The sequence below is a fragment of the Roseibium sp. SCP14 genome, assembly GCF_040329475.1.
Classification (GTDB): domain Bacteria; phylum Pseudomonadota; class Alphaproteobacteria; order Rhizobiales; family Stappiaceae; genus Roseibium.
The window spans coordinates 68,477-89,934 of the sequence record NZ_JBDZYH010000010.1; the positions used below are offsets into that span (position 1 = coordinate 68,477).

At 56.3% G+C, this 21,458-nt stretch carries 18 protein-coding genes and 1 pseudogene; 16 read left to right on the plus strand and 3 right to left on the minus strand.

Features of this window, described 5'->3' with window-relative positions; translation table 11 throughout:
* Nucleotides 1-327 precede the first annotated feature (327 nt).
* The 9 genes and pseudogenes from ABLQ08_RS27920 to ABLQ08_RS27960 all read left to right on the plus strand — a co-directional run bounded on the left by ABLQ08_RS27920 (nt 328) and on the right by ABLQ08_RS27960 (nt 9,132).
* Nucleotides 328-813 (plus strand): phospholipase, encoded by a 486-nt coding sequence (locus tag ABLQ08_RS27920; RefSeq protein ID WP_352949426.1) that lies wholly within the window; start codon nt 328-330, stop codon nt 811-813.
* A 173-nt stretch (nt 814-986) separates the two neighbouring features.
* Nucleotides 987-1,115, plus strand: a pseudogene (locus tag ABLQ08_RS27925) (IS6 family transposase); the annotation flags it as partial.
* 177 nt (nt 1,116-1,292) lie between these two features.
* Entirely contained in the window at nt 1,293-2,216 is a 924-nt protein-coding gene (locus ABLQ08_RS27930; RefSeq protein WP_352949428.1) for a LysR family transcriptional regulator, read from the plus strand.
* 166 nt (nt 2,217-2,382) lie between these two features.
* Nucleotides 2,383-3,726, plus strand: a complete 1,344-nt coding sequence (locus ABLQ08_RS27935; RefSeq protein ID WP_352949430.1) for an extracellular solute-binding protein — start codon at nt 2,383-2,385, stop codon at nt 3,724-3,726.
* A gap of 79 nt (nt 3,727-3,805) precedes the next feature.
* On the plus strand, nt 3,806-4,681 hold the full coding sequence (locus ABLQ08_RS27940; protein ID WP_352949432.1) for a carbohydrate ABC transporter permease: 876 nt from the start codon (nt 3,806-3,808) through the stop codon (nt 4,679-4,681).
* Entirely contained in the window at nt 4,678-5,508 is an 831-nt protein-coding gene (locus tag ABLQ08_RS27945) for a carbohydrate ABC transporter permease (protein ID WP_352949434.1), read from the plus strand. The genes ABLQ08_RS27940 and ABLQ08_RS27945 overlap by 4 nt, the downstream gene beginning before the upstream one ends.
* 9 nt (nt 5,509-5,517) lie before the next feature.
* Nucleotides 5,518-7,053, plus strand: a complete 1,536-nt coding sequence (locus tag ABLQ08_RS27950; RefSeq protein ID WP_352949436.1) for a sulfatase — start codon at nt 5,518-5,520, stop codon at nt 7,051-7,053.
* Entirely contained in the window at nt 7,050-8,087 is a 1,038-nt protein-coding gene (locus tag ABLQ08_RS27955; protein ID WP_352949438.1) for a DUF4432 family protein, read from the plus strand. The genes ABLQ08_RS27950 and ABLQ08_RS27955 overlap by 4 nt, the downstream gene beginning before the upstream one ends.
* Nucleotides 8,068-9,132 carry an ABC transporter ATP-binding protein gene (locus ABLQ08_RS27960; RefSeq protein WP_352949440.1) on the plus strand — a complete coding sequence of 355 codons (1,065 nt, stop codon included), beginning with the start codon at nt 8,068-8,070 and terminating at the stop codon, nt 9,130-9,132. The genes ABLQ08_RS27955 and ABLQ08_RS27960 overlap by 20 nt, the downstream gene beginning before the upstream one ends.
* A gap of 254 nt (nt 9,133-9,386) precedes the next feature.
* Here ABLQ08_RS27960 and ABLQ08_RS27965 read toward each other — a convergent pair whose 3' ends face one another.
* A complete protein-coding gene (locus tag ABLQ08_RS27965; protein WP_352949442.1) occupies nt 9,387-10,196 on the minus strand; it encodes a hypothetical protein in 810 nt (269 codons plus the stop codon).
* A 230-nt stretch (nt 10,197-10,426) separates the two neighbouring features.
* Between ABLQ08_RS27965 and ABLQ08_RS27970 the strand changes: the two genes are divergently transcribed.
* From ABLQ08_RS27970 to ABLQ08_RS27980, 3 genes are all read left to right on the plus strand, one after another.
* Complete coding sequence (locus tag ABLQ08_RS27970; protein ID WP_352949444.1) at nt 10,427-11,098, plus strand: MTAP family purine nucleoside phosphorylase; 672 nt, start codon at nt 10,427-10,429, stop codon at nt 11,096-11,098.
* A 66-nt stretch (nt 11,099-11,164) separates the two neighbouring features.
* Entirely contained in the window at nt 11,165-12,001 is an 837-nt protein-coding gene (locus tag ABLQ08_RS27975; RefSeq protein ID WP_352949446.1) for a DMT family transporter, read from the plus strand.
* Nucleotides 12,002-12,245: 244 nt separating this feature from the next.
* On the plus strand, nt 12,246-12,764 hold the full coding sequence (locus tag ABLQ08_RS27980; protein ID WP_352949448.1) for a GNAT family N-acetyltransferase: 519 nt from the start codon (nt 12,246-12,248) through the stop codon (nt 12,762-12,764).
* Between the two features lie 189 nt (nt 12,765-12,953).
* Here ABLQ08_RS27980 and ABLQ08_RS27985 read toward each other — a convergent pair whose 3' ends face one another.
* Nucleotides 12,954-13,121 (minus strand): hypothetical protein, encoded by a 168-nt coding sequence (locus tag ABLQ08_RS27985; protein ID WP_352949450.1) that lies wholly within the window; start codon nt 13,119-13,121, stop codon nt 12,954-12,956.
* Nucleotides 13,122-13,402: 281 nt separating this feature from the next.
* Between ABLQ08_RS27985 and ABLQ08_RS27990 the strand changes: the two genes are divergently transcribed.
* Nucleotides 13,403-16,990: an autotransporter domain-containing protein gene (locus ABLQ08_RS27990; RefSeq protein ID WP_352949452.1), complete on the plus strand. Its 3,588-nt coding sequence runs from the start codon at nt 13,403-13,405 to the stop codon at nt 16,988-16,990.
* Between the two features lie 606 nt (nt 16,991-17,596).
* Here ABLQ08_RS27990 and ABLQ08_RS27995 read toward each other — a convergent pair.
* Nucleotides 17,597-18,505 (minus strand): LysR substrate-binding domain-containing protein, encoded by a 909-nt coding sequence (locus ABLQ08_RS27995; protein ID WP_352949454.1) that lies wholly within the window; start codon nt 18,503-18,505, stop codon nt 17,597-17,599.
* Between the two features lie 195 nt (nt 18,506-18,700).
* On the opposite strand from ABLQ08_RS27995, the gene ABLQ08_RS28000 reads away from it, so the two are divergent.
* The 3 genes from ABLQ08_RS28000 to ABLQ08_RS28010 all read left to right on the plus strand — a co-directional run bounded on the left by ABLQ08_RS28000 (nt 18,701) and on the right by ABLQ08_RS28010 (nt 21,457).
* Nucleotides 18,701-19,531, plus strand: a complete 831-nt coding sequence (locus ABLQ08_RS28000; RefSeq protein ID WP_352949456.1) for a transporter substrate-binding domain-containing protein — start codon at nt 18,701-18,703, stop codon at nt 19,529-19,531.
* 70 nt (nt 19,532-19,601) lie between these two features.
* Nucleotides 19,602-20,579, plus strand: coding sequence for an amino acid ABC transporter permease (locus ABLQ08_RS28005; RefSeq protein WP_352949457.1), 978 nt, complete (start codon nt 19,602-19,604; stop codon nt 20,577-20,579).
* 56 nt (nt 20,580-20,635) lie between these two features.
* On the plus strand, nt 20,636-21,457 hold the full coding sequence (locus ABLQ08_RS28010) for a hypothetical protein (protein ID WP_352949459.1): 822 nt from the start codon (nt 20,636-20,638) through the stop codon (nt 21,455-21,457).
* The last annotated feature ends 1 nt before the right edge of the window (nt 21,458 follow it).

The window sequence follows — 21,458 nt, forward strand, 5'->3', positions numbered from 1 at the left end:
TGCGGCAAGCGCAGATCCTTCCAGCCCAGTTCACGCTGGATGCTGTTCGCGCCATTGTGGAGCTGCAGTCCGTTTCATAAGAAATACTCCGCGTCGGGCACCATGACATAGCCATGACTTAACGCTCGAACAGACTGACACCCGGTCTTGACTCCGCACGTATGCGGTGCTGGACCTGCCGCCTGTCTCACACACGGCTCGCACAAAGGCTCTTCGCTTCAGTCAATTGTCTGTGCATTTGTGCAAGCCTCATTTGCGCTTGTGGCGAATGATAGTGCGCAGACCATCAAACTATATTGTGTTCCAGCAATGAATTGGAGACACACCATGACCAAAAAATTGAATCTCGCACAGCGCGCTGGCTCGAAACCAAAGACCACCAGCAGACTGCCGCATTCCCAGCTGACACAACACGGACCTGATGAAGTCATCTACAAGTTGCATGAATGGTGCTTTTCGTTGCCCAGTGTCGAAAACCAGCACAGCGGCATTTCTGTCCCCGGTGCCCGGGCCCTGGTCATGCACGACAGCGCATCCTGCAACCATGAAGCCTTCATGATTGGCCGGGAGTTTGCGCATATTCACCCGCATCCCGACAATGGCAGCATGCATGTGAAGCTGCGTGCCGAAGACGCCTCGGAAGTCGTTGAGAAAGGCTGGGGCGAAGATCATTACATGGTCACTCTGGGACAATACCCAAAGGGTCTTGTGATGGTGTTCTCGCCGCGCGACGACGCGGAGCTGGAGACGGTGAAAACCATCGTCAAGCGTTCCTACGAATATGCGAACGGCACAGATCAGGTAGTCGTGTAATCGGGCAAGCTCGTCAGACCTCCAATCTCGCTCCCCAAGGAACCCGCGCTGGAGGACAAACAGGTTCCCAAAGAACCGCAATGGCATTGCCAACTTAACTTGTTGCTCGGTGTGAAAGTTGTAGAGCATGGCTATGATGCACGCTCTCGATTTCGCCCGCCTGAAAGGCTTTCGCTTTTCACGATCAGATCAACACCATCTTCCGGCCGCGCCGGTACAAGCTTTCGGCTCCCTCATGCCGGCGTGCAAGAGCAGTCGCATTCAGCCTGCGGGCTGAGTGCGCCGCCGAAACGAAGGCCTGAATTCTGTCAAAAAGAGCGCCCTGCAATCTGATCAAAGTAAGTTGGCAATGCCGCCTTTCCTAACATCAACTTGACGGTGTGCAAACAAAGCGGAGCAGCTAGGCCTTCCGCTTATCGGTCCTTGCGAAGCCGTGCGTCGCTCTTATGATTGACAATTCACTGGATTCGAGAGAGGCGATGAACTTCAAAAAAAAGCGAATTGATCTTCGACTTCTGACCTATTTCCACACAGTTGCTGTGAGCGGCAATATTACCCGGGCGGCCGATGAGTTGAATATTGCCCAGCCGACCCTGTCCAAAGCCCTGAAACTCCTGGAACATCAAATCGGCACTGAAGTGCTGACGCGTCACGTTCACGGCGTCACTCTGACCCCGATCGGCGAGAGGCTGCAGCAGCATGCGACCATTGTCCTTGCGCAGGTGGGCAAGGCGCTGGATGAAGTCGAGCAGCTGCGAACCGGTGGTTCGGGAGAAGTTCGGGTTGGCGCAGGGCCTTCCTGGGTGAGGCGGTTCCTTCCGGAGATCGTTGCCGAGCTTCTCGAAGAGCGCCGCAACATCAACGTGGAAATCGTCGGTGGATTTGAGGACATTCTGACAGAACGCCTGGAAGCCGGAGAACTGGACTTCATCGTTGCGGAACTTCCGCTTGCCGGCGTTGAAGGCAAGGGGGTCGACAAGTTGACGTCAGACAATCTCGTCGTCGTCAGCCGGCCAGAACATCCATTGGTCGGCAAGAGCAATATCCCGGCCGCGGAAGCGCTGTCATGCAACTGGGCACTTCCCCCCGCCAATAATCTTGCTCGCAGGAAGCTGGATGGCGGCGCGACGACTCTTGGTCTCTCACCGCCAAGGCCGGCGGTTGTATCCTCGTCTCAGGCCTTTCTCATGAGTGTTGCTCACCTCTCCGACCTGCTGCTTTACACAACGCGAACGCAGCTCAAGTCGCCGGAAGCCAAAGGCTTGGTCGAGCTGGATGTCCCGCAGCTAATCACGAGCCGTGAGGCGGGGATCATCTATCGCGAGCCCCGCCTTCTGTCTCCTGCCGCAGCATTGCTTGCAGAGCGCCTGAGGGAAGCCTGCAGGCAAGATCCCTTCAATTGAGTTCAAGCTCCGGGAATGAGAACGAGAGCAACATGGACCGTTCATGCCATAGCCAATGGCTATGGCGCTGGCCAATATTATCATTTTTTCATCGAAAACTCAGGCGCTAGTGTTGAGAGCAATCTGGACGGAGACAATGCCGGTCAGATCATGGGAGGAACAAGGAATGTTAGTTCGCAACAAGTTCGCTAAGGGCGTCTTGCAGTCAACCGTCGCTCTTGCAGCTCTTACCGGTTTTGCCATGACCCCGTCCGTGGCCGCCGATCAGGAGGCGATCACGATCGTGATCAACCAGTCTCCATGGTTTGCAGGCTTCCAGGCTGTTGTCGAAAAGTACGAGGAGGAAACCGGCAATACGGTTGAACTCGACGTCAACCCGTTTGCCGGAAGTCTGGAGAAACAGCGTACTGCCGTGAGATCGGACGAAAGCCCTTATGACATTCTCATCATGAATGCCGGGTTTTTCACCGAGTTCTATACCGGAGGTTTCATGGAGCCGCTGACGGCAATTGACCCGGCCTTCAAGCTTGGCGAAGACATCTACACATTCGACGACAGCGTCTGCTGGGACGCAGAAGCCAGCCGCATCACCTGCCAGACCGGTGACCTGCTTTCGGTGCCGGTCAACCCGAATATCCTCATCCTGCATTACCGTTCAGATCTCTATAAGGAACACGATCTTTCCGTGCCCGCGACCTGGGAAGACCTTTATGAAAATGCCAAGGTCCTGAACGGCAGGAAGATGTACGGCATATCACAGCGCGGACAGCGCGGTGCATTCGACGTTACCTATGACGTCTTCCCGTATATCTGGGCCTATGGTGGCGGCATTCTCGACCAGCAGGAAGACGGTAGCTACCGCATTTCCATAAACAGCCCGGAAACAAAGGCGGGCATGGAGATGTATCTCAAGCTCGCGAAGGAAGTCGGACATCCGTCCACTGCGGGGCAGACGCAGACCAATGTCATACAGAACATGTCGACTGGCCGGGCCGCGCATATCGATTCTGTCCTTGCTCCCGGGCTGTTCGACGACCCGCACAAGTCCGCGGTGGTCGGAATGATCGATTACGCTCCGCCTCCCGGGTCCGCCGACCATGACTTTGCGACGCCTCTTGGCCATTGGCTTGGTGGTATTCCGAAAAATGTCCCCGACGGCAGGAAGAAGGCTGCGCTCGCATTCCTCGACTGGTTCCAGACCGATGAAGCACAGCGGGCCTATGCCGAAGCCGGTTCAGCGCCGGTCAGCCGTGCCGTGCTGACATCGGAAATGGCGGACACCGACGAGTATCGTTGGATGAAGGCCCTGGCGGCGGCTTTGCCGAATGCGCGCCTGACTTTCACCATTCCGGAGGCGAGCCAGGTTCTGGCAGTCACGGAACTGCGCTTCAATCAGGCGATCGGCGACGAAATGCCCCTGAACGAAGCCCTGAATGCCGCGGCAGAAGAAATCGCCACGGTTCTCGAGGGCGCGGAATACACATATCAGAAACTCGATGATCTGAACTGATTGCGGTTCCTCCGCAACTTGCGGGGCTGTCTGCTTGCGGGCAGCCCTTTTTTATCCCCGAAATTGCTGGAATCGAACCATGAGTGCAGACAGGCTATGGCGCTACGTGACGCTGTCGCCAGCCATCCTTCTTTTCGTAGCACTGACGATCTTGCCGCTGGCAAACCTTCTGGTGCTCAGTCTGAATGACGTGGAGTGGCTGAACAGACAGGCAGTCTGGGAATGGGTCGGGATCGAAAACTACCTGAAACTCCCCAAGGACAACCTGCTGCGGGCGGGGCTCCTGAATACGGTGATCTTCGCGGTTGCCGCCGTGGCGCTCCAGATGCTCATTGGATTTGTTCTGGCTCTGCTCAGCTCTCAGGTCACCCGGGGCCGCAGTTTCTACCGCACGGTGTTCATTCTGCCGATTCTGGTTCCCGGTATCATCATCGGTGCAATCTGGAAGCTGATGTATTCCTATGATTTCGGTGTGCTGAACCAGGTCCTGGATGTATTTGGACTGGGTCCGGTCGATTGGCTCGGCAACCCGAACCTTGCACTGCTCTCGGTCATCATCGTCGATGTCTGGCACTGGACACCGTTCTGCTTCCTGCTTTTGCTGGCCGGGCTGGAGTCCCTGCCGGATGACATATTTGAAGCCGCCCGCATCGACGGTGCGACCGGTTGGCAGATCCTCCGTGACATCACGCTGCCCCTGATGATGCCCGCGATCATCGTGACCTTCGTCTTCCGCATGATCCTGGCCTTCAAGGTATTCGATGAGATTTACCTGCTGACCGGCGGCGGGCCGGGCACCTCGACCGAAGTGATCAGTTTCACGATCTACCGTCGTTTCTTCACCGAGGACCAGACCGGTTATGGCGCAGCCATGTCCATAGCAGTCATCGCGGTCATCGCAGCAATGATCATCTTCGCAACCCGTGCAACTGCGGGCAGGGGAGGCAAGGCATGAACGGCCATACGCAATCTTCCGCAACCTTGCACCATGCGGTTCTGCTCGTATTTGCCCTGATCGTATTGTTCCCGTTCGCGTGGATCGTCATGGCGGCCTTCAAGACGCAGATCGATCTGCTGATGGGGCGGATCTTCTTTCAGCCGAATGTTTCCGGGTTCATCGACGTCATTTTCGACAAGACATCGGACTTTGCCAGAAACTTCATGAACTCGATGGTGATCGGTATCGGCAGCACGGTGCTTGTGCTCGTTGTTGCAACGCTCGCGGCGTTCTCGCTGTACCGTCTGCAGTGGCCGACCTGGGTGCTGCACTCGCTGCTCGGCTGGTCGGTCATCTTTCACATGGTACCGCCTATCACACTGGCCGGGGCCTGGTACACGATGATGCGGTCCGTCGGACTGGACAACACCTATACCGGTCTCATCCTTGCCCATGCCACGCTGAACCTGCCGATGGCTCTGTGGATGATGGGTGTCTTCATCCGCGATGTTCCGAAGGAGCTGGTCGAAGCCGCGCAGATTGATGGCGCGAGCATCCCCGGCATCCTCTGGAATGTGGTCCTGCCGATCGTGCGTCCGGGTATCGCGGCAACAAGCATCCTGACCTTTGTCTTCAGCTGGAACGAGTTTCCCGTGGCGCTCGTGCTCAGCCAGCGGCAGACCGCAACGGTACCGCTCGGTATCGGCAAATACGCCCAGGAAAACACCATCGCCTTTACCGAAATGGCGGCCGCTTCGACCCTGTCGATCGTGCCGGCCCTGATCCTGCTGGTCTTCGCCCAGAAACTGATTGTCCGCGGACTTGTGTCCGGCGCCGTGAAATAGGTGATACTCATGAAAACGGTTTTTGTTCTCTTCGATTCCCTGAACCGGCACCTGCTGTCGCCCTATGGCGGAACCCGGATCCCGACGCCGAATTTCGACCGTCTCGCTGCCCGGGCCGCGACCTTTGAAAAGCACTATGTCGGCTCGATGCCCTGCATGCCCGCCCGGCGGGACCTGCTCACCGGCCGCCTCAGTTTCCTCCACAGAAGCTGGGGGCCGATGGAGCCGTTCGACAATTCCTTTCCGGAAATCCTGGCAGCCGAAAAGGGCGTCTACAGCCATCTGGTGACAGATCATTTCCACTATTTTGAAGACGGCGGCGCAACCTACCACACCAAATATGACAGCTACGATTTTGTCCGCGGTCAGGAAGGGGACCGCTGGAAGGCAATGGTGCAGCCTCATTGGGAGCGCCTGCGGGAAAAATACGCCGAAGCGCAGTTTTCGACGAACCGGCGCAGTTACAAGGCACAGAACATCATCAACCGAGAATTCATCCGTGAGGAGAAGGACTTTCCCTCCGTCCAGGTCTTTGAAACGGGAATGGACTTCATCGAGCGGAACAAGGACGCCGATGACTGGCTGTTGCAGATCGAGACCTTTGATCCTCACGAGCCTTTCCATGCGCCGGAAGCCTACAAGAAACCGTTCGAAACCGGCTGGAGCGGGCCCATTCGCGACTGGCCCCGGTATGGCCGCGTCGATGAATTACCGGAAGAATGTGAAGAGCTGCGCGCCAACTACTACGCCACAGTCTCGCTCTGCGACGCCCTGCTGGGCCGGCTTCTCGACCGGTTCGACCGCGACAACCTCTGGGAAGACACGCTGTTGGTGGTGACGACCGATCACGGGTTCCTGCTCGGCGAACATGATTTCTGGTCCAAGAACCGCATGAACATCTATGAAGAGATCGCCCACATCCCGCTGTTCGTGCATGATCCGCGCAAGCCTGAAAGTCACGGAACGCGGATCGACGGCCTGACTCAGACCAGTGATATCGCGGCAACGTTTCTGGATGCCTACGGAGCAAGTGTCCCGGAGGAAGTCTGCGCGCAATCCTTGCTGCCCATGCTGGACGGAGCGCCGTCTGCCTATGACGCCATCCTTTACGGCTACTTCGGCGGCGCCGTGAACATCACCGACGGGCGCTACACCTATCACCGGTATCCGCCGGATCTGAAGACGCAGGAAATCTACCAGTACACGTTGATGCCGACGCATATTTATGAGCCGTTCGCAATCAAGGAACTGCAAGAAGCGACCCTGGCGGAGCCGTTTGTGTTCACCAAGGGAGCTCCCCTGCTGCGTGTGCCCGTCAAACCGGGCACGGCGATGTCCGGTGCCTACGGTCCGGACTGCTTTATCGAGGACGATACCCGCCTCTACGATCTGCTGACCGACCCGGGGCAGGAAACGCCGCTGGAGGACAAGGCCGTCGAAGCGCGTCTTGCCGAGGCGATGGCGCACCTGATGGCCGAATTCAATGCGCCACCTGAAGCTTTTGAGCGATTGTCGCTGAACCGTGTGAAGAGCGCGGCCGAATGACCTTGAGCTGGCCCAATTGTGAACGGACCAGACTGGAAGCTCTGGTCGGCAACAGAAGACAGCTTGCGTCCGTGCGCCAGGTTGAACTTCGTGACGGCGCTGAGCGGGGCGTGAGAGCTCTTGTCTTCTCCACCGGCGGCGGGCTCGATTTCTGGGTGCTTCAGGAGCGCAGTTTCGATATCGGACTGCTCAGCTGGCGCGGATTGCCGGTCGCCTGGCAGCATCCGGACGGATTTTCGGACCCGGCTCTACGGTCGCCCTACAGCGATGCAGGCAGTGGCATTCAGCGGGCAATGGGTGGATTTCTGGTGACGTGCGGCCTGGACAATGTCCGGCAGCCGCGGGCCGGGCATCCTCTCCACGGGTCGTTGCCGTTTACGCCCGGTCGGCTGATAACCTGCACCGAGGACTGGTCTTTGCCCAGCCCCAGCCTTGTTGCCGAAGGCGAAATCGTTTCCGCGCATCTCGGCAAGACCTGCTTCCGGATGCGCCGGCGGATCGCGGCGCCGATTGCAGGATCAAGTTTGATCATCAGCGACTGGGTGGAAAATATCGGGCCCGCGGAAGCCGAACTCATGATCCTCTATCACATGAATTTCGGCTTCCCGGTGATCGCTTCCGGGACACAGGTCGCCTTGAACAAAAATCCGGTCCCCTTCAAGGCACCATCGGCTTCGCCCGTCTCTTCCCAAGATCTGGAGCCGGATTGCAGAAAATCCGGCGGCGAAGGCGGGCGTTTCGAAGTTGAACTTGGCAGGGACCCTTCCGGTCCCTGGCCGGGCATAAACATCGCAATCTCCGGCGATGCTGCGTCTCTTCCCTTCCTGCAGTTCTGGCGCGACCCCCGCCCACGGCGAAACGTGCTGGCGATTGAACCGGCAAATTGCGATCGCAATGCAGATGGCACCAGCGGACCGGGCATGAAACTTGCGCCCGGAAGTGTTTGGTCAACAAGGCTGCAAATCGATTTTTCCGGCCCCACGGAGGGCTCCCTGGCTGACAAAGGAACACTCAATGGCAACGGTATCGCTTAGAGGCGTCAACAAATCCTTCGGCAAGCTCGACGTTATCAAGGATATCAGCCTCGATATCGAAGAAGGCGAGTTTGTTGTCCTGATCGGGCCGTCTGGCTGCGGAAAGTCGACACTTCTGCGAATGATCGCCGGCCTGGAGGACATCTCGTCCGGCGAATTGCAGATCGATGGCAAACGCATGAATGAAGCGCCGCCGCGTGAGCGCGGCATTTCCATGGTGTTTCAGTCCTATGCGCTCTATCCGCATATGACAAGCGAGGCGAATATCTCGTTTTCGCTGAAAATCTCCGGTGTCCCGGAAACCGAGCGAAAGGAGAAAGTGCAGCACGCGGCAGGCATTCTGGGTCTGTCGACCTACCTGAACCGGTTGCCGAGACAACTCTCGGGAGGGCAGCGGCAGCGCGTCGCCATGGGACGGGCAATCGTCCGTGAACCCTCGGTCTTTCTGTTCGATGAGCCGCTTTCCAATCTCGATGCAAAGTTGCGCGTCAAGATGCGCGCGGAGCTGAAAGAGCTGCATCAGAAACTCAATACAACGACGATCTACGTTACCCATGATCAGGTGGAGGCGATGACCCTCGCGGACAGGATCGTTGTCCTGCGCGATGGCGTGGTCGAACAGATGGGGGCTCCGCTCGATCTTTACGACAAACCCGCCAACGCATTTGTCGGGACGTTTTTGGGATCTCCGTCGATGAACTTGTTTGACGGGATCATCAAGGACGAGGACACACAAACGGTCCATCTGCCTGACGGAGACAGCTTTGCCTTGCCCCGCCCGGCTTCACATCGTGGCCGTGTTCAAGCAGGCATTCGCCCGGAAGACCTGAAGCTGGTTTCGCAATCGGCCGACGATACGATTTCCGCCGAAGTCGTCGTTGTCGAACCGACGGGAAGCATTACCGAAGTGGTGCTTCGCAAAGCGGGGCAGGATTTCACGATCACGTCTTCCGAACGGTTGGATTTGCGCAGCGGGGAGACCGTCCATCTGGCCGCCAACAGGAATGCAACGCATGTGTTCGAAATGGATGCCAGGCTGGCCTGACAAGCGGAGGGCATTTGCAAAACACGGGCGATTGCCGGCACTCGGATCAAGCCTTCGCATTTGATCCGTTCCCGCTTATCAGAAACTTGCATCAGTACTGTGAAAATAGCCCGCATTGAGAGGCAAGGGACTTGTAATCGTGAAGCAGTTACAATCTTGGCCGTTGTCGGAGTTATCAAAGCCGACAACGCAGCATGTACGTGATGTCTGTTTTCAGCTGATTGTGTCGTAAGCAATACGGCGCTGCGTAAATTTCAGGTCATCAAATAGGTCAGAATATCCTCAAACTCGCTGCTGGATTTCATGTCATTCAGATTGAAGACACCCGTTTTCGGGCGGTCAGCCGATCTTTTGCACACGAACTTGAAACTCGGATGAGGCCCGGTCGTCGCCATTCCCGTCACCGTTCCCATCAGTTCTTCCACCAAGGTGCCGCGTCTCAGTGGAGGATACATCTCGTGAAAAGTATAGAACTTGAGACAGGAGCTTGAATTCGACAACGCGAAAAAATTGGTTGAATAAGGAAAGACATACCCTTGGTCGTGTTCGTCGATTGTCTTGTTGCGGAACTTGTACTGCTGGGTTTCGGACATTTGGTAGACGCCGCCGACCTTGCCAATATGAAAGATCGATCGGAGGATGTAGTCCTCCGAACTCCTGATCCAGTTGCGGCGATACATGCTGTATGTGCCGCATAGGCTATCGATGTCCTTGTAGCGGTAATGACTGTCATCCGTACCGATGAAGCCGAGGATCTTCTGGGCGAGTGCGCCACCGGCAGACGAAACATCGATACCGAAGCGATTTATCGTGTCTATCCGGATATCGGGATCGAAACCTGATTCCAGAAACTCGTAAATCAGTTTTGCCCGATCAAAATCCGGTCTTCTTTGCCCGCGCCGGTAGCTGCTGTAGGCGGATTCGGAAAGCGGAACGCTGCTCAACCCGCCGGTTTCGTGACGCGCTGTCGACGCCGCCAGGTAGGCCTTCCACCGGGAGATCGACTCGACGACTTTTCGGTCGGAAATCCGCTTTTCCTTGAGTTGACGCAACGCGTCTGTCAAACGCGTTTTCTGCTCAATCGACCCGGTATATGGCATCTCGTCACAACTTGTTACAGCTGTAGCGAAGTGTGGTGAAACTTGGCGACAAGATCAAGTCCTTTTTGCAATCATAGATTGATCGATTGCGGCATGTCGAACAGACGGAGGAAATTGTGAAGCCAACGATTGCATTCATCGGCAGTTTTCAAAACGCGTCCAAAACCACGTCTCGCATAGTTTCGCGAGACCGAGTGAAGACTGAATATGGTGAAGTGGATGTAGCCGAGTGCCGGATTGCCGGTTCGGAATTCTTCCAGATCTCTAGAGGAAAATCGAACCTGGCGGCTCACGCCATCAACCACAGGGCGAATATCGCTGCGCTGAAGCAAATCGGGGTCACGCATATCATAGGGTCGGCCATGGTTGGCTCGCTGCATACCGGTCTTGGCCGCAGCGACCTCGTTCTCGCGGATCAATTCCTCGACTTCTCCAAGAGGACAACCGTCGATTTCTTCGAAGATCAAAAATTCCGCGATTTTGATTTCACCAATCCGTTTTCGGACTACCTGCGCGGGACCATCGCTTCGGCGGCGAAAGAGCTTGGTCATTCGTTACGGCGCAGAGGTTGTTATGTCGGCGTGGACGGGCCGAGATTCGAAACCGCGGCGGAAGTGCGCATGTATGCTCAGCTCGGTGGTGACATAATCGGTATGACGATCATTCCCGAATGCACCATGTCGAAGCAGGTCGGTATGGAATATGCCGTAATCGCCGGCGTTGTGAACCCCGGCGCTGGCCTTTCACCCCATGCAATTATTGCTGATCAGCTGCTTGATGCAAGGGACCGGCATCTGGCCAGGATTTCCGAGATCATCTCTCGCGCAGTCGCTTTGACGAATGCCGGTGTTCTTGAGACTGCTTAAGTGGATTCGCCAGCAAAAAATCCGGGTGCGCGCCTCGGGACAGGCTTGCCGCGAACGACACTTGCAATGGCGTCAATGATCGCGTCGGTCTTCATTTTTTCGATGGTTGACGTGATCGTTAAGCTGCTTGACGAACAATACAGCGCGATGCAGATTTTTTTCTTCAGAAGTCTGTTTGCAATATTACCTGCCGCTGTCGCGCTCAGAGCCGAAGGCAGCAGCCGCCGTCTGAAAACCAGGTACTGGCCCATACATGTGCTGGGGTCGTTCCTCATGATGGCGTTCCTGGTTTGCAATTTTCTTGCTTTGCCGAGAATCTCATTGGCTGAGTTCTATGTGATCTCGTACTCGGCGCCACTGCTGATCGTCCTGATGGGAACCGTGCTGCTCGCGGAAAAAATCAACTTGTCGCAAGGCGTGGCCGTTGCGGCAGGCTTCGGTGGCGTTCTCTACATCTTTCAGCCAAGCGGCGAAGTGTTTAACGCGGGCGGGTTTCTGGCACTTGCCGGAACCGTCCTGTTCTCGATCACGATGATTGTCGTGCGGATACTCGGCCGGACGGAAACGGAGGGCGTAACGGCATTCTACTTTGCTGTTATCGGAGCGATCGCATCGTCGGTGTTTCTGCCCTGGGTCTGGATCACGCCAGACTTATACGGCACCGCGCTCCTGATCACACTTGGAATTTTGGGCGGGATCGGCCAGCTGCTCATGGCAAAGGCGTTCAAGGATGCTGCGGCCGTGATGGTGTCTCCGTTTCAATACACCTCGATATTCTGGGGTGTCCTGTTCGGCTATGTGTTCTTCGAAGCACGGCCGGATCCGGTCGTATTGCCCGGGTTTGTCATCATCGCCTCCAGCGGACTGTTTCTGCTGGTGCAGAGCCGTCAGTCCGTCGAATAGAAATGCTACCTGCGCAACTTAAGTGGGTTAAAAGGGGCGCTTCAACATTCCTTCCGAAGATAATTCAAAGCGACTGAGAAGTGCTTTATCCTTGATGCGTCGGTGAGGGCGATACCAATTGTACGACCAGGGCCAATTGGCTGATCGACCGACGAAACAAGGAAATCAATCTTGACCCGATCAGTGCGGTGGCATGGCGGAATGCGCTCTGGAAAACGATCGGCGGCACTTAGAGTGAGGATATATGCTCCCGACATTCGATACTCGCAGGCTTCGGGTACGTCCACGGTCGCACGCAGACCTTGATCAGTGCCTATCGATGGACCGGGATCCCTTGGTGACACAGTTTATTCCCGGCCCCTGGTCAGAGCCGGACAAACATCGAGCTTTTGTGCTCAACCGCATGGACCAACAGTACCCGGACGGCCTCGGTTATTGGTCGGTTGTGAGGAAAGACGAACCGGAAATTTTTCTGGGCTGGATTCTGCTTCTGCCCTATGAGGCGGTCAGTGACGAAATCGAAATCGGATGGAGATTTAGTAGACGGAGCTGGGGCCATGGATACGCGACGGAAGCTGCCTCGGCGGTGCTCGACCATGCCTTTTGCAGCCTGAAACTGGATTACGTCGTGGCAGACATTCACCCAGAAAATTTCGCATCCATCCGCGTTGCGGAAAAAACTGGTATGACTTTTGTAGAAAACCGAACCTTTGGCAGCGAACCGGCCAGGTCTTTTCGCGCGTTCGCAAAAGACTACCTTTGATCGCTTTGAGGCAATCAAACTGACGGTGAAGGTCAATCCGAAAGCTGACTTTTGGCCAAGCTCGTTGACGGGCGTCGACCATCGACAGGAACCATGTGGTGTTGAGGCATTCCAGTCTGACGCGGCTGTCGAATGCTTCGATCACTTGGTTTTCGCAGCCGCGAGGTGGGTTGAGCAATCACGTAGCCGTCAAGGGCATCGGATGCCCGCATCACCAGCATATCCCGGTCCCGCGGCGTTAGGCTCCGGGACATCCAGCTCGAAAAAGCTGTCGCTCACGGGATAAACGCGATCTGCCCGATTATTTGCGACAAGCCCGCTGGCCTCGGTTTCGGCCTTGTGCTCGACGTCTGACATGGATGCTCTTTCCTGAAGAGATTTGAGTCGGCCGGTGGCCGCTTACCGGTGAAATGGAGGCAGGAACAACAATCTGCCCTGCAGAAGCCGCTTCTAGCCCGAAAGACATGCAACAAGGAACGGGAAATGTCACAACGCGTACCGAATAGGACGCTCAGTGTGCATTTCTGATCGCTGGCAGTAAATCTCCAATGTACGCGATGGTAGACCGACCCGAACCATGGTCGGCACGCCATCGCCGGCCGTCGCCATGCGGGGCAACTACGGGGGACTAACCGGCCATGCAACGAGGAACTTGCGCAACCAGCGGCGCGTCTAAAAACAACAACAAGACGAAGGATGGTTCTTCAAGGGTTTCGCAATTCCGCCCGCTACGCCAGGCGCTGCTGATGTCGGCCGCCGCCGGGGCGATGTTTCTCGGCTACGGGCGCACGGTGCGGGCGCAATCGGTGTCGCCGCAGCCCCAATGCACGATCACCGGCGCGACGGTGACCTGTACGGGCGATCTGTCCGGTGGTGTCGCGGTCGATGGCGGCGCCGGCACCTATGACACGCTCAACGTCAATACGCTGACAACCAATATCGATCCGGCTTCCGGCACGAACGGCATCGAATTCATCTCCGTTGGTGACGTCACCATTACGAGCGACACCGGCAGTTTCGAGATCGAAACCGATTTGGCCTCCGGCGTTCACGCCTATTCTGACGGCAATGCGGTGACGATCACTCATACCGGAAACATCACCACGACGAGCGACGGCACTATGGGCATTTATGCCCAGGGGATTTATGCCTTTTCCAACGGCGCCGGCAAGGTGACGGTCGATCAGACGGGCAACATCAACAATAGCGGCCAGGGCGGCCACGGCATCGTCGCATTTTCCCCGACTGGCGACGTGGAGATTACCCAGGAAGGCGATATTGGTGTCGACGGCAACTACGCCCGTGCCATCCAGGCCTCGACCGCTGGTTCGATCAACATAACGCAGACCGGCAACCTTTCGACCGCCGGCATCTATGGGCGCGCCATAGAAACACGGTCTTATAGCGACGGTCATGTGACGATCATGCAGACCGGGGACATTTCAACGTCCGGGTATAGGGCAGCAGGGATATTTGTGGATTCCTTCGGCGGCGATGTGGAAATTACGCAGATCGGCAATATCAAAACCAACGGCGAACAGGGTTTCGGGATCATTGCGGCAGCGCGGTATGATGGCAGTTTGACGGTCAGGCAAACCGGCGACATAACCACTTCGGGAGAGGCGGCAACCGGCATTTTCGCACAGACCACCTACGGTGATCTGACGGTCATCCAGGAAGGCGACATATCCGCCTCCGGACTGTATTCCAGGGGAATATGGGCACGCTCGGGCGGCAAGATAACGATCACCCAGACCGGCAATATCGAAACCATGGACGTTGAAGGTCATGGAATCATTGCCTATTCCTTCTACAATTCCGTGGACGTCGATCAGACCGGCACCGTCACGACACACGGGAATGATGCCATCGGCGTTTTGGGTTTTTCCGAAGATGGCGTTGTTACGGTTACGCAGACGGGCAACATCGAAACGAGCGGAGATCGGGCCCGGGGTCTCCAGGCGTCATCTCTCTATAACACCGCCACGGCCACCCAGATTGGCGACATCGAGACCGACGGCGATGAGAGCCACGGCATTCTCGGATCGTCGATAGACGGCGCTGTTGACATCGATCAGACGGGAAACATCACCACGTCGGGATCGTACAGCGACGGCATACATGGCTATTCTTCCGGCAGCGCCGATGTGGACGTAACGCAAACAGGCACCATCACCACGTCGGGTGAGGAAAGCCACGGCATATATGGCTATTCCCTCGGCGACGGCGCTATTGACATCGATCAGACGGGCACCATCACCACGTTGGATGAGGACAGCCATGGCATTTATGCCTATTCCCGCGGCGGCGGCGATGTGAACCTAACGCAAACGGGCACCATCACCACGCACGGTGACGACAGCCACGGCATATATGCCTATTCCTATGACGGCGGTGAAGTGAGTGTAACGCACTCGGGCAACATCACTACGAATGGTTCCAATGCCCGTGGCATCCACGTTTTTGCCTATGATGACACTACGACGACCGACATGGGCATAACGTTGAGCAACAGCACCATCGTCAGCGAATATTCGGTCGGCATCGAGTTTTCCGACGGCGGCACCAACACCCTGACGGTTCATAACACGGTGACGGTTTCCGGTGGCTTCGGCGACATAGCTGGCGACTCTGGCGACGAAACGATTAACAATTACGGCACCTTGACCGCCCTCGGCATCATCGATCTGGAGGACGGTTCGAACGCCTTCAACAATATGGAAGGCGCGACCTTCAATTCCGGCTCCACCGTGTATCTGGGAGACGGCAATCTCTTTACCAATGAGGGCGATTTCTCGCCCGGTGGTACGGGGAGCGTTGAGACAACCGTGCTGACCGGCGATTTTGTCAATACGGGCGACGGCTCGTTTACCTTCACCATCGACGAGTCCGCGCTCGTGCCGAACGACCATCTCGACATCACCGGCATGGCCACGCTGGATGGTGGCACCGTTACCGTGTCCGGTTCTCTCGGATACGGCAATACCTATACCATACTGACGGCCGACAACGGCGTAATCGGTATGTTTGACGACGTAGCCGACACCCTGTTCGTCGATAATGTGCTCGAGTCTGACGCCAACAATGTCTATCTGACAAGCAACATCGTCCAATCCTTCTGCGAATTTGCCGGAACTTCCAATCAGATGGCCGTGGCCTGTACCGGCCTCGACAGCCTGTCGGTCGGCAATGAGGTGGTCCAGGCCCTTCTGGCTCTCAATACGGCAGCTGAAGCGCAGACCGCTTACGACGCCTTGTCGGGCGAGGTGCACGCCTCGCTCAGGGGCGCGCTGATGGACAATGGCCAGCGCCGCGTCGATGCCATCAACGACCGCCTGAACGGTGGCTTTGCCGATGACGGCACGGTTGTGTCCGTTTCGACCTTCGGCGACCCGTCGCCGCTCGCCGACGGAAAGAGCGGCTTCTGGAAGACCGGCTACGGCTCCTGGGGCGGAACCGATGCCACCGGCAACACGGCGGAACTGGACAACGATTTCGGCGGCGTGATCCTCGGCTATGACCGGCGGTTCGGCAACAACTGGCTTGCCGGCCTCATCGCCGGTTATGGCCGCACCGATGTCAGCCAGGACGCGCTGTTATCGTCTGCCGATGCCAGCACCTGGTCGCTCGGTGTCTATGCCGGCACACAGGAAGGCGCGGCGCATTTCAATTTCGGCGGTCTCTACAACTGGCACAGCATATCGTCGAGCCGTACCGTCAGCTTCACCGGGTTCACCGATACGCTGACAGCAAGCTATGACGCTCGGAGCTGGCAGCTCTTCGGCGAGGCGGGTTACGATGTCGAACTTGCCGGGCGGACATTCACGCCCTTTGCCGGCATTTCCCATGTCGGCCTCGACACGGACGGCTTTACCGAAAGAGGAGGCGCGGCGGCGCTGAGCGCCTCGGCGGAGACGCAAAGTGCGACCTACACCACTTTGGGTGTCCGGCACGATTTTGCGGCCACCAGCATGATCAGCATCAACACCATGTTCGGCTGGCGGCATGCCTTCGGCGACACTGATCCGGCGGCGACCTTCACGCTTTCCGGCAGCAGCCCGTTCACGGTGACCGGTGCGCCGCTTGCCGAGGATGCGCTGGTGACGGAACTGGGGCTGGAAGGCGCAGTGGCCGACAATGTGACGATGGGCGTGTCCTACAACGGCCAGTACGGCGACGACACGGCCGTTCACGGCTTCAATGCAAGGCTGAACATGAGCTTTTAGCAGTCACCAACGGATTGACGTGTGCATTAATCAGCGGTGTGAGACTGCGATTTTCTTCGGCCGTCATCCGACTTTCCTACAATCGCTCTGTCGGCCCGAAGCTTGGATTCTGGCCAAGCTTTGAGCTGCCAGATTTGCAGGGCAAGGCAGTCGTTCAGTATTCCAGTTCTCTAACTGTTACCGGCCGTTAGACCGTTCGGAACCTTTATGTCCCTGGCAAACTTGCGCAATTTTTCCTGATGATCCTGAACCCATTCCAGAGTTTTGAGGACACAATTCAGTCTCAGGATATGCTCTTCCTCTTTGCTGGCTTTGGATCCCGCATATGCGCAAAATGCTGCTCGCGCTTTTCGATAATGGTGCTTATCGGTGCTTCGTATCCTCCAGATACTAACAGCGTATGTCTGTAGGTATTCTGCGCGGCTATCTTGCTTTTTCAGGGTGAAATTGCACTCGAAATCGTGGATCAATTGCGGTCTTAGTTGCTCCAGTAAGATCCTTTTTTCTTCCGTTCTGTGCTTCCTCACTTAGACGTTTGTTGGAAACCACCCAGTTGCCTAAGAGGCAACCGATGTCCCTTAGCCGAACGGCGCATCCGTCGGCTCATTATCCCGCGGATAATTCGGCCTCGGCCTGGATCCAGTCAATGAAACGTCGTAGCGACTTGTTTTGATAAGAGGCGCGTTTGCACACGGCGACATTGTTGAATTCGGCGGGCATTTCGGGGAGGGGGAGTTTGACCAGCACCTGGGTGGACAGATAATTGGCGGCATAGGATGTGCGCATCAGCGCGATGCCCATTCCCGAGATTGCGGCACGCAATGTCAGATCGGCATTGCTGAGTACAGGGCCGTCGCGCAGCCCGTCATTGCTGCATCCTGTGGCCTTCAGATAATTCTCCCAGAAGGCGACGTTCTCATCATGAATCAGCATAGGCCGCTTGACCGCCTTCAATGCGTCCACCCCGTCGAGCACGTCCATATTGTCGCTGAGCAATGACGGGCTGCACACGGCAAATTGCTGGTCGGCAAACAGATCGAAGACGAGCAGGTTCGATGTCGCCTGCAATGAGGTGTGTGTGTTGGGCCTGATTGCGAGATCGGCTTCATGGGAGAGGTCAAGAACCCGGTCCGTCCCCAGAACGTCAACTTCTATGTTCGGATATTCATCCTGAAATCTGCTCAACCTGGGAAGTAGCCAGATTGATGCGAAAGCCGGTGATGTGGTGATCGTGATGCGGTCCTTCCTGCCGATATTCGCTTCGCTTTCGATCGCCTGATTGAGAGACTGCAACAGAGGTAACAGTTTGGCATGCAGGCGGCTTCCAGCCGGTGACGGCTCGCAGCTGCCGCCTTTGCGCTCAAAGAGGACAGTCTGCATCACCTCTTCAAGCTTTTTGACCCGATAGGAGATGGTGGGCTGCGTCAGCCCCAGTTCGGATGCGGCATGGGAAAACGACTGCAACCTGCATGTCGCTTCAAAGGCGACAAGAGAGTCGATGGAATAGTTCAGCATAGGGGCAAATTTTCCTATTTAATTTTTCTATAATAGAAATTCTGATTTCTATTTGCAACAAATCGGCAAGTTTAGTTTCCTTATTGAAAACAATGCACTCTTCGACTGTTGGGAAACTCCGTTACGGATGGTGGTTTTATAAAATATTCAATACTCACCAATGCGCTATCAACTTGAAAAGAGAAGGGGAACCACATGCTACGCAAATTACTCGGAATCGCTGCTGTCAGCTTCCTGTCGATTTCAGCGGCCTCGATCAGTCAGGCCGGGGAAACGCTTGACCGGATCAAAAACAAGGGAGTGCTGACGGTCGGTACCAATTCGGACTGGGCGCCTCAGGCGTTTCTGAACAGTGAAAACGAGATGGACGGATTTGATGTCGATGTCGCCCGCGCAATTGCCAAGCGTCTCGGCGTTGATGTGACCTTTGTCACTCCGGGCTGGGAAGTCATGACCGCCGGCCGCTGGAGCGGCCGATGGGATATTGTTGTCGGCTCGATGACGCCGACCGCGAAGCGTGCGGAAGTCCTCGATTTTCCCGGTGTCTACTATTATACGCCTGCAGTCTTTGCGGTTCACAACGATTTCACCGGCGACAAGGTTACCGATCTGAATGACAAGACGATCGGCGTCACGCCCTCCTCGACATATCACCTCTACCTGCAGCATGAGCTGAAGATAGACGCCAAGGGCGTTCCGTCGTTCGAGTATCAGGTCACACCGTCAGAAATCCGCACTTATGGCGCCGGCCTCAGCGAGTTCGACGACTTGCGGCTCGGAAACGGCAAGCGTCTCGACGGTATTCTGCAATCGCTCCCAACCGTCCTTTCGGCAATTGAGAAGGGCATGCCGATCCGCCAACTCGGCGAGCCGGTCTTCTATGAGCCGCTGGCCATTGCGGTGGACAAGGGTGACGATGATTTCAATCTGCAGATTGCATCGGTCATCGAAGAGTTGCGCGAGGACGGAACATTCAAGGCTCTGTCCGAAAAGTGGTACGGCGTCGACTATACTTCAACGAAGTAAGAACTATTGTCTCGTGGTCGAACCTGCCTGATCACGAGACGCCTTCCACAATCCTGCGGTCAGGCCTTTCATGAAACTTTCTGCGTATCCATCCGCTCCGAAGTCGTTGCGTCGCAATGCCGTGACTGCGCTCATCATCGGTATATTCGTTTTCCTTATGGCCTATTTCGCAGGCTTTACAGCAGAATTTCTGACAGATGCGTTCAGCGCCCCAGAAACCGGATCATCATCCCCTGAACTGCGGGATAGTCTGATACCCTCCCTCGTGCTCGGTCTGCTGGTGGGGGGCAACATTCTGCTGCTTCTCAGTTGCAAGGTGAAGCACCAGATGATGATTGTCTGGGCCGAGCTGCTGGTTCTGTTTCTGCTGTTTTTCTATTCGTTCGACCTGGAGATTTCGTTCATTCTGGAGAAACTGCCGTTTCTTCTGACCAGAGGCGTGACAACCACGCTCTATGTCTCTCTGATATCGATTGTTGTAGCCTTTACACTTGCGCTAATCGGTTCAATCTCGAAATTATCCGATAACGGCATCGCGATGGGTATTGCCTCATTCTACACCTCCTTCTTTCGGGGAGTGCCGCTGCTTGCCCAGCTGTTTCTCATCTATCTCGGTCTGCCACAAATCGGCATCATCGTTGATCCGGTTCCAGCCGGTATTGCCGCGCTGAGCCTGTGTTACGGCGCTTATATGACGGAGATCTTTCGCGCCGGCATGCAAAGCATCGAAAAAGGGCAATGGGAGGCGGCCGCAGCGCTCGGGTTGCAAAAAGCTCTGGCCTTTCGAAAGGTCGTTCTGCCTCAGGCGTTCAAGATCATCATCCCGCCGACCGGCAACAGTTTCATCGCCATGCTCAAGGACAGCTCGCTTGTTTCCGTCGTCGGCGTCTGGGATCTCATGTATGTCGCTCGCGCTCAGGGGCGTGCCGATTTCCGGATTCTGGAAATGCTGATTACCGCGGCGCTCATCTACTGGATCCTGTCTATCATGCTGGAGTTGGTTCAGTCTCGCCTCGAGCGTCATTTCAGCAAAGCTGTCGCGCACTAGAGGAGGTCCTTTAGTGCTTCATCTTAACGTTTCATTCACTCTCACGGACGGTCGCTATGTGTACCATCGGCGCAATCATTCTTGGCCCGGACGAATACCTGCTATACAAGAACAAGGATTTCGGCCAGCTCGGGCTTGAAGAGAAAATCACCTCGACTCCACAGCTTTTCGGTATTGCGGGTGTTGAGACTTTTGCCCGTCTTGATGCCGAGGAAATCGTCTATTCCGGCCTGTCGTTGGGCATGAATGCTCACGGCCTTCTGTGCTGCGATGCTCATGTCGACTTTCAACCTGAAAACGGGGTGAACTATGACCGTCTGGTGGAAGTCGCACTAAATGAAGGGCAGGATGTCCCCTCCGCAATCGCCAGCCTTGAAGCCTTTGTCGGGCAGACGCCGGTCTGGGCCGGAAATCTGGTGCTTACTGACGGAAGGGTTGTGGCCAGCGTAGAGGCCAGAGGCGCACTGATTCATGCGCAATACTCGGAGTTCTGCGCCGTCAAGACCAACCACCACGAGACGTTTCCGACCCAAAGCGAACCTGCGTCGGAAAGCAGCTGCGGCCGCCTTGTATCCGCCACGACGCGTCTCGCACAAGCGCGCGGTCTCGATGATGTCTTCGGTCTTCTGAAATCTCACGACGCTGGGGGAACCGGCATCTGCAACCATCTCGAGGGGAGGCGGACGGTTTTCTCCTATGTTCTGCATGTGGTCCGGGGCAGGGCCCGCATGTATGTCTCGGAAGGCCTTCCCTGTGAAGCGGAACGTTATGTCTCGTTTGACATCCCCTTTTCCGAGCGCTGGTCCACTTCATCCGTGAACAGCCTGCTCAGTTGCTATCCGCAGGTTCAACCGGCGGAGCGAGCAAACGGCGTCTGAT

What these genes read in the sequence shown, in the direction of transcription:
- ABLQ08_RS27995 (WP_352949454.1), bottom strand. Translation starts at nt 18,505, where the DNA reads ATGCTGAACTATTCCATCGACTCTCTTGTCGCCTTTGAAGCGACATGC.
- ABLQ08_RS27960 (WP_352949440.1), top strand. Translation starts at nt 8,068, where the DNA reads ATGGCAACGGTATCGCTTAGAGGCGTCAACAAATCCTTCGGCAAGCTC.
- ABLQ08_RS27980 (WP_352949448.1), top strand. Translation starts at nt 12,246, where the DNA reads ATGCTCCCGACATTCGATACTCGCAGGCTTCGGGTACGTCCACGGTCG.
- ABLQ08_RS28010 (WP_352949459.1), top strand. Translation starts at nt 20,636, where the DNA reads ATGTGTACCATCGGCGCAATCATTCTTGGCCCGGACGAATACCTGCTA.
- ABLQ08_RS28005 (WP_352949457.1), top strand. Translation starts at nt 19,602, where the DNA reads ATGAAACTTTCTGCGTATCCATCCGCTCCGAAGTCGTTGCGTCGCAAT.
- ABLQ08_RS27935 (WP_352949430.1), top strand. Translation starts at nt 2,383, where the DNA reads ATGTTAGTTCGCAACAAGTTCGCTAAGGGCGTCTTGCAGTCAACCGTC.
- ABLQ08_RS27955 (WP_352949438.1), top strand. Translation starts at nt 7,050, where the DNA reads ATGACCTTGAGCTGGCCCAATTGTGAACGGACCAGACTGGAAGCTCTG.
- ABLQ08_RS28000 (WP_352949456.1), top strand. Translation starts at nt 18,701, where the DNA reads ATGCTACGCAAATTACTCGGAATCGCTGCTGTCAGCTTCCTGTCGATT.
- ABLQ08_RS27975 (WP_352949446.1), top strand. Translation starts at nt 11,165, where the DNA reads ATGGCGTCAATGATCGCGTCGGTCTTCATTTTTTCGATGGTTGACGTG.
- ABLQ08_RS27940 (WP_352949432.1), top strand. Translation starts at nt 3,806, where the DNA reads ATGAGTGCAGACAGGCTATGGCGCTACGTGACGCTGTCGCCAGCCATC.
- ABLQ08_RS27920 (WP_352949426.1), top strand. Translation starts at nt 328, where the DNA reads ATGACCAAAAAATTGAATCTCGCACAGCGCGCTGGCTCGAAACCAAAG.
- ABLQ08_RS27990 (WP_352949452.1), top strand. Translation starts at nt 13,403, where the DNA reads ATGCAACGAGGAACTTGCGCAACCAGCGGCGCGTCTAAAAACAACAAC.
- ABLQ08_RS27985 (WP_352949450.1), bottom strand. Translation starts at nt 13,121, where the DNA reads ATGTCAGACGTCGAGCACAAGGCCGAAACCGAGGCCAGCGGGCTTGTC.
- ABLQ08_RS27930 (WP_352949428.1), top strand. Translation starts at nt 1,293, where the DNA reads ATGAACTTCAAAAAAAAGCGAATTGATCTTCGACTTCTGACCTATTTC.
- ABLQ08_RS27945 (WP_352949434.1), top strand. Translation starts at nt 4,678, where the DNA reads ATGAACGGCCATACGCAATCTTCCGCAACCTTGCACCATGCGGTTCTG.
- ABLQ08_RS27950 (WP_352949436.1), top strand. Translation starts at nt 5,518, where the DNA reads ATGAAAACGGTTTTTGTTCTCTTCGATTCCCTGAACCGGCACCTGCTG.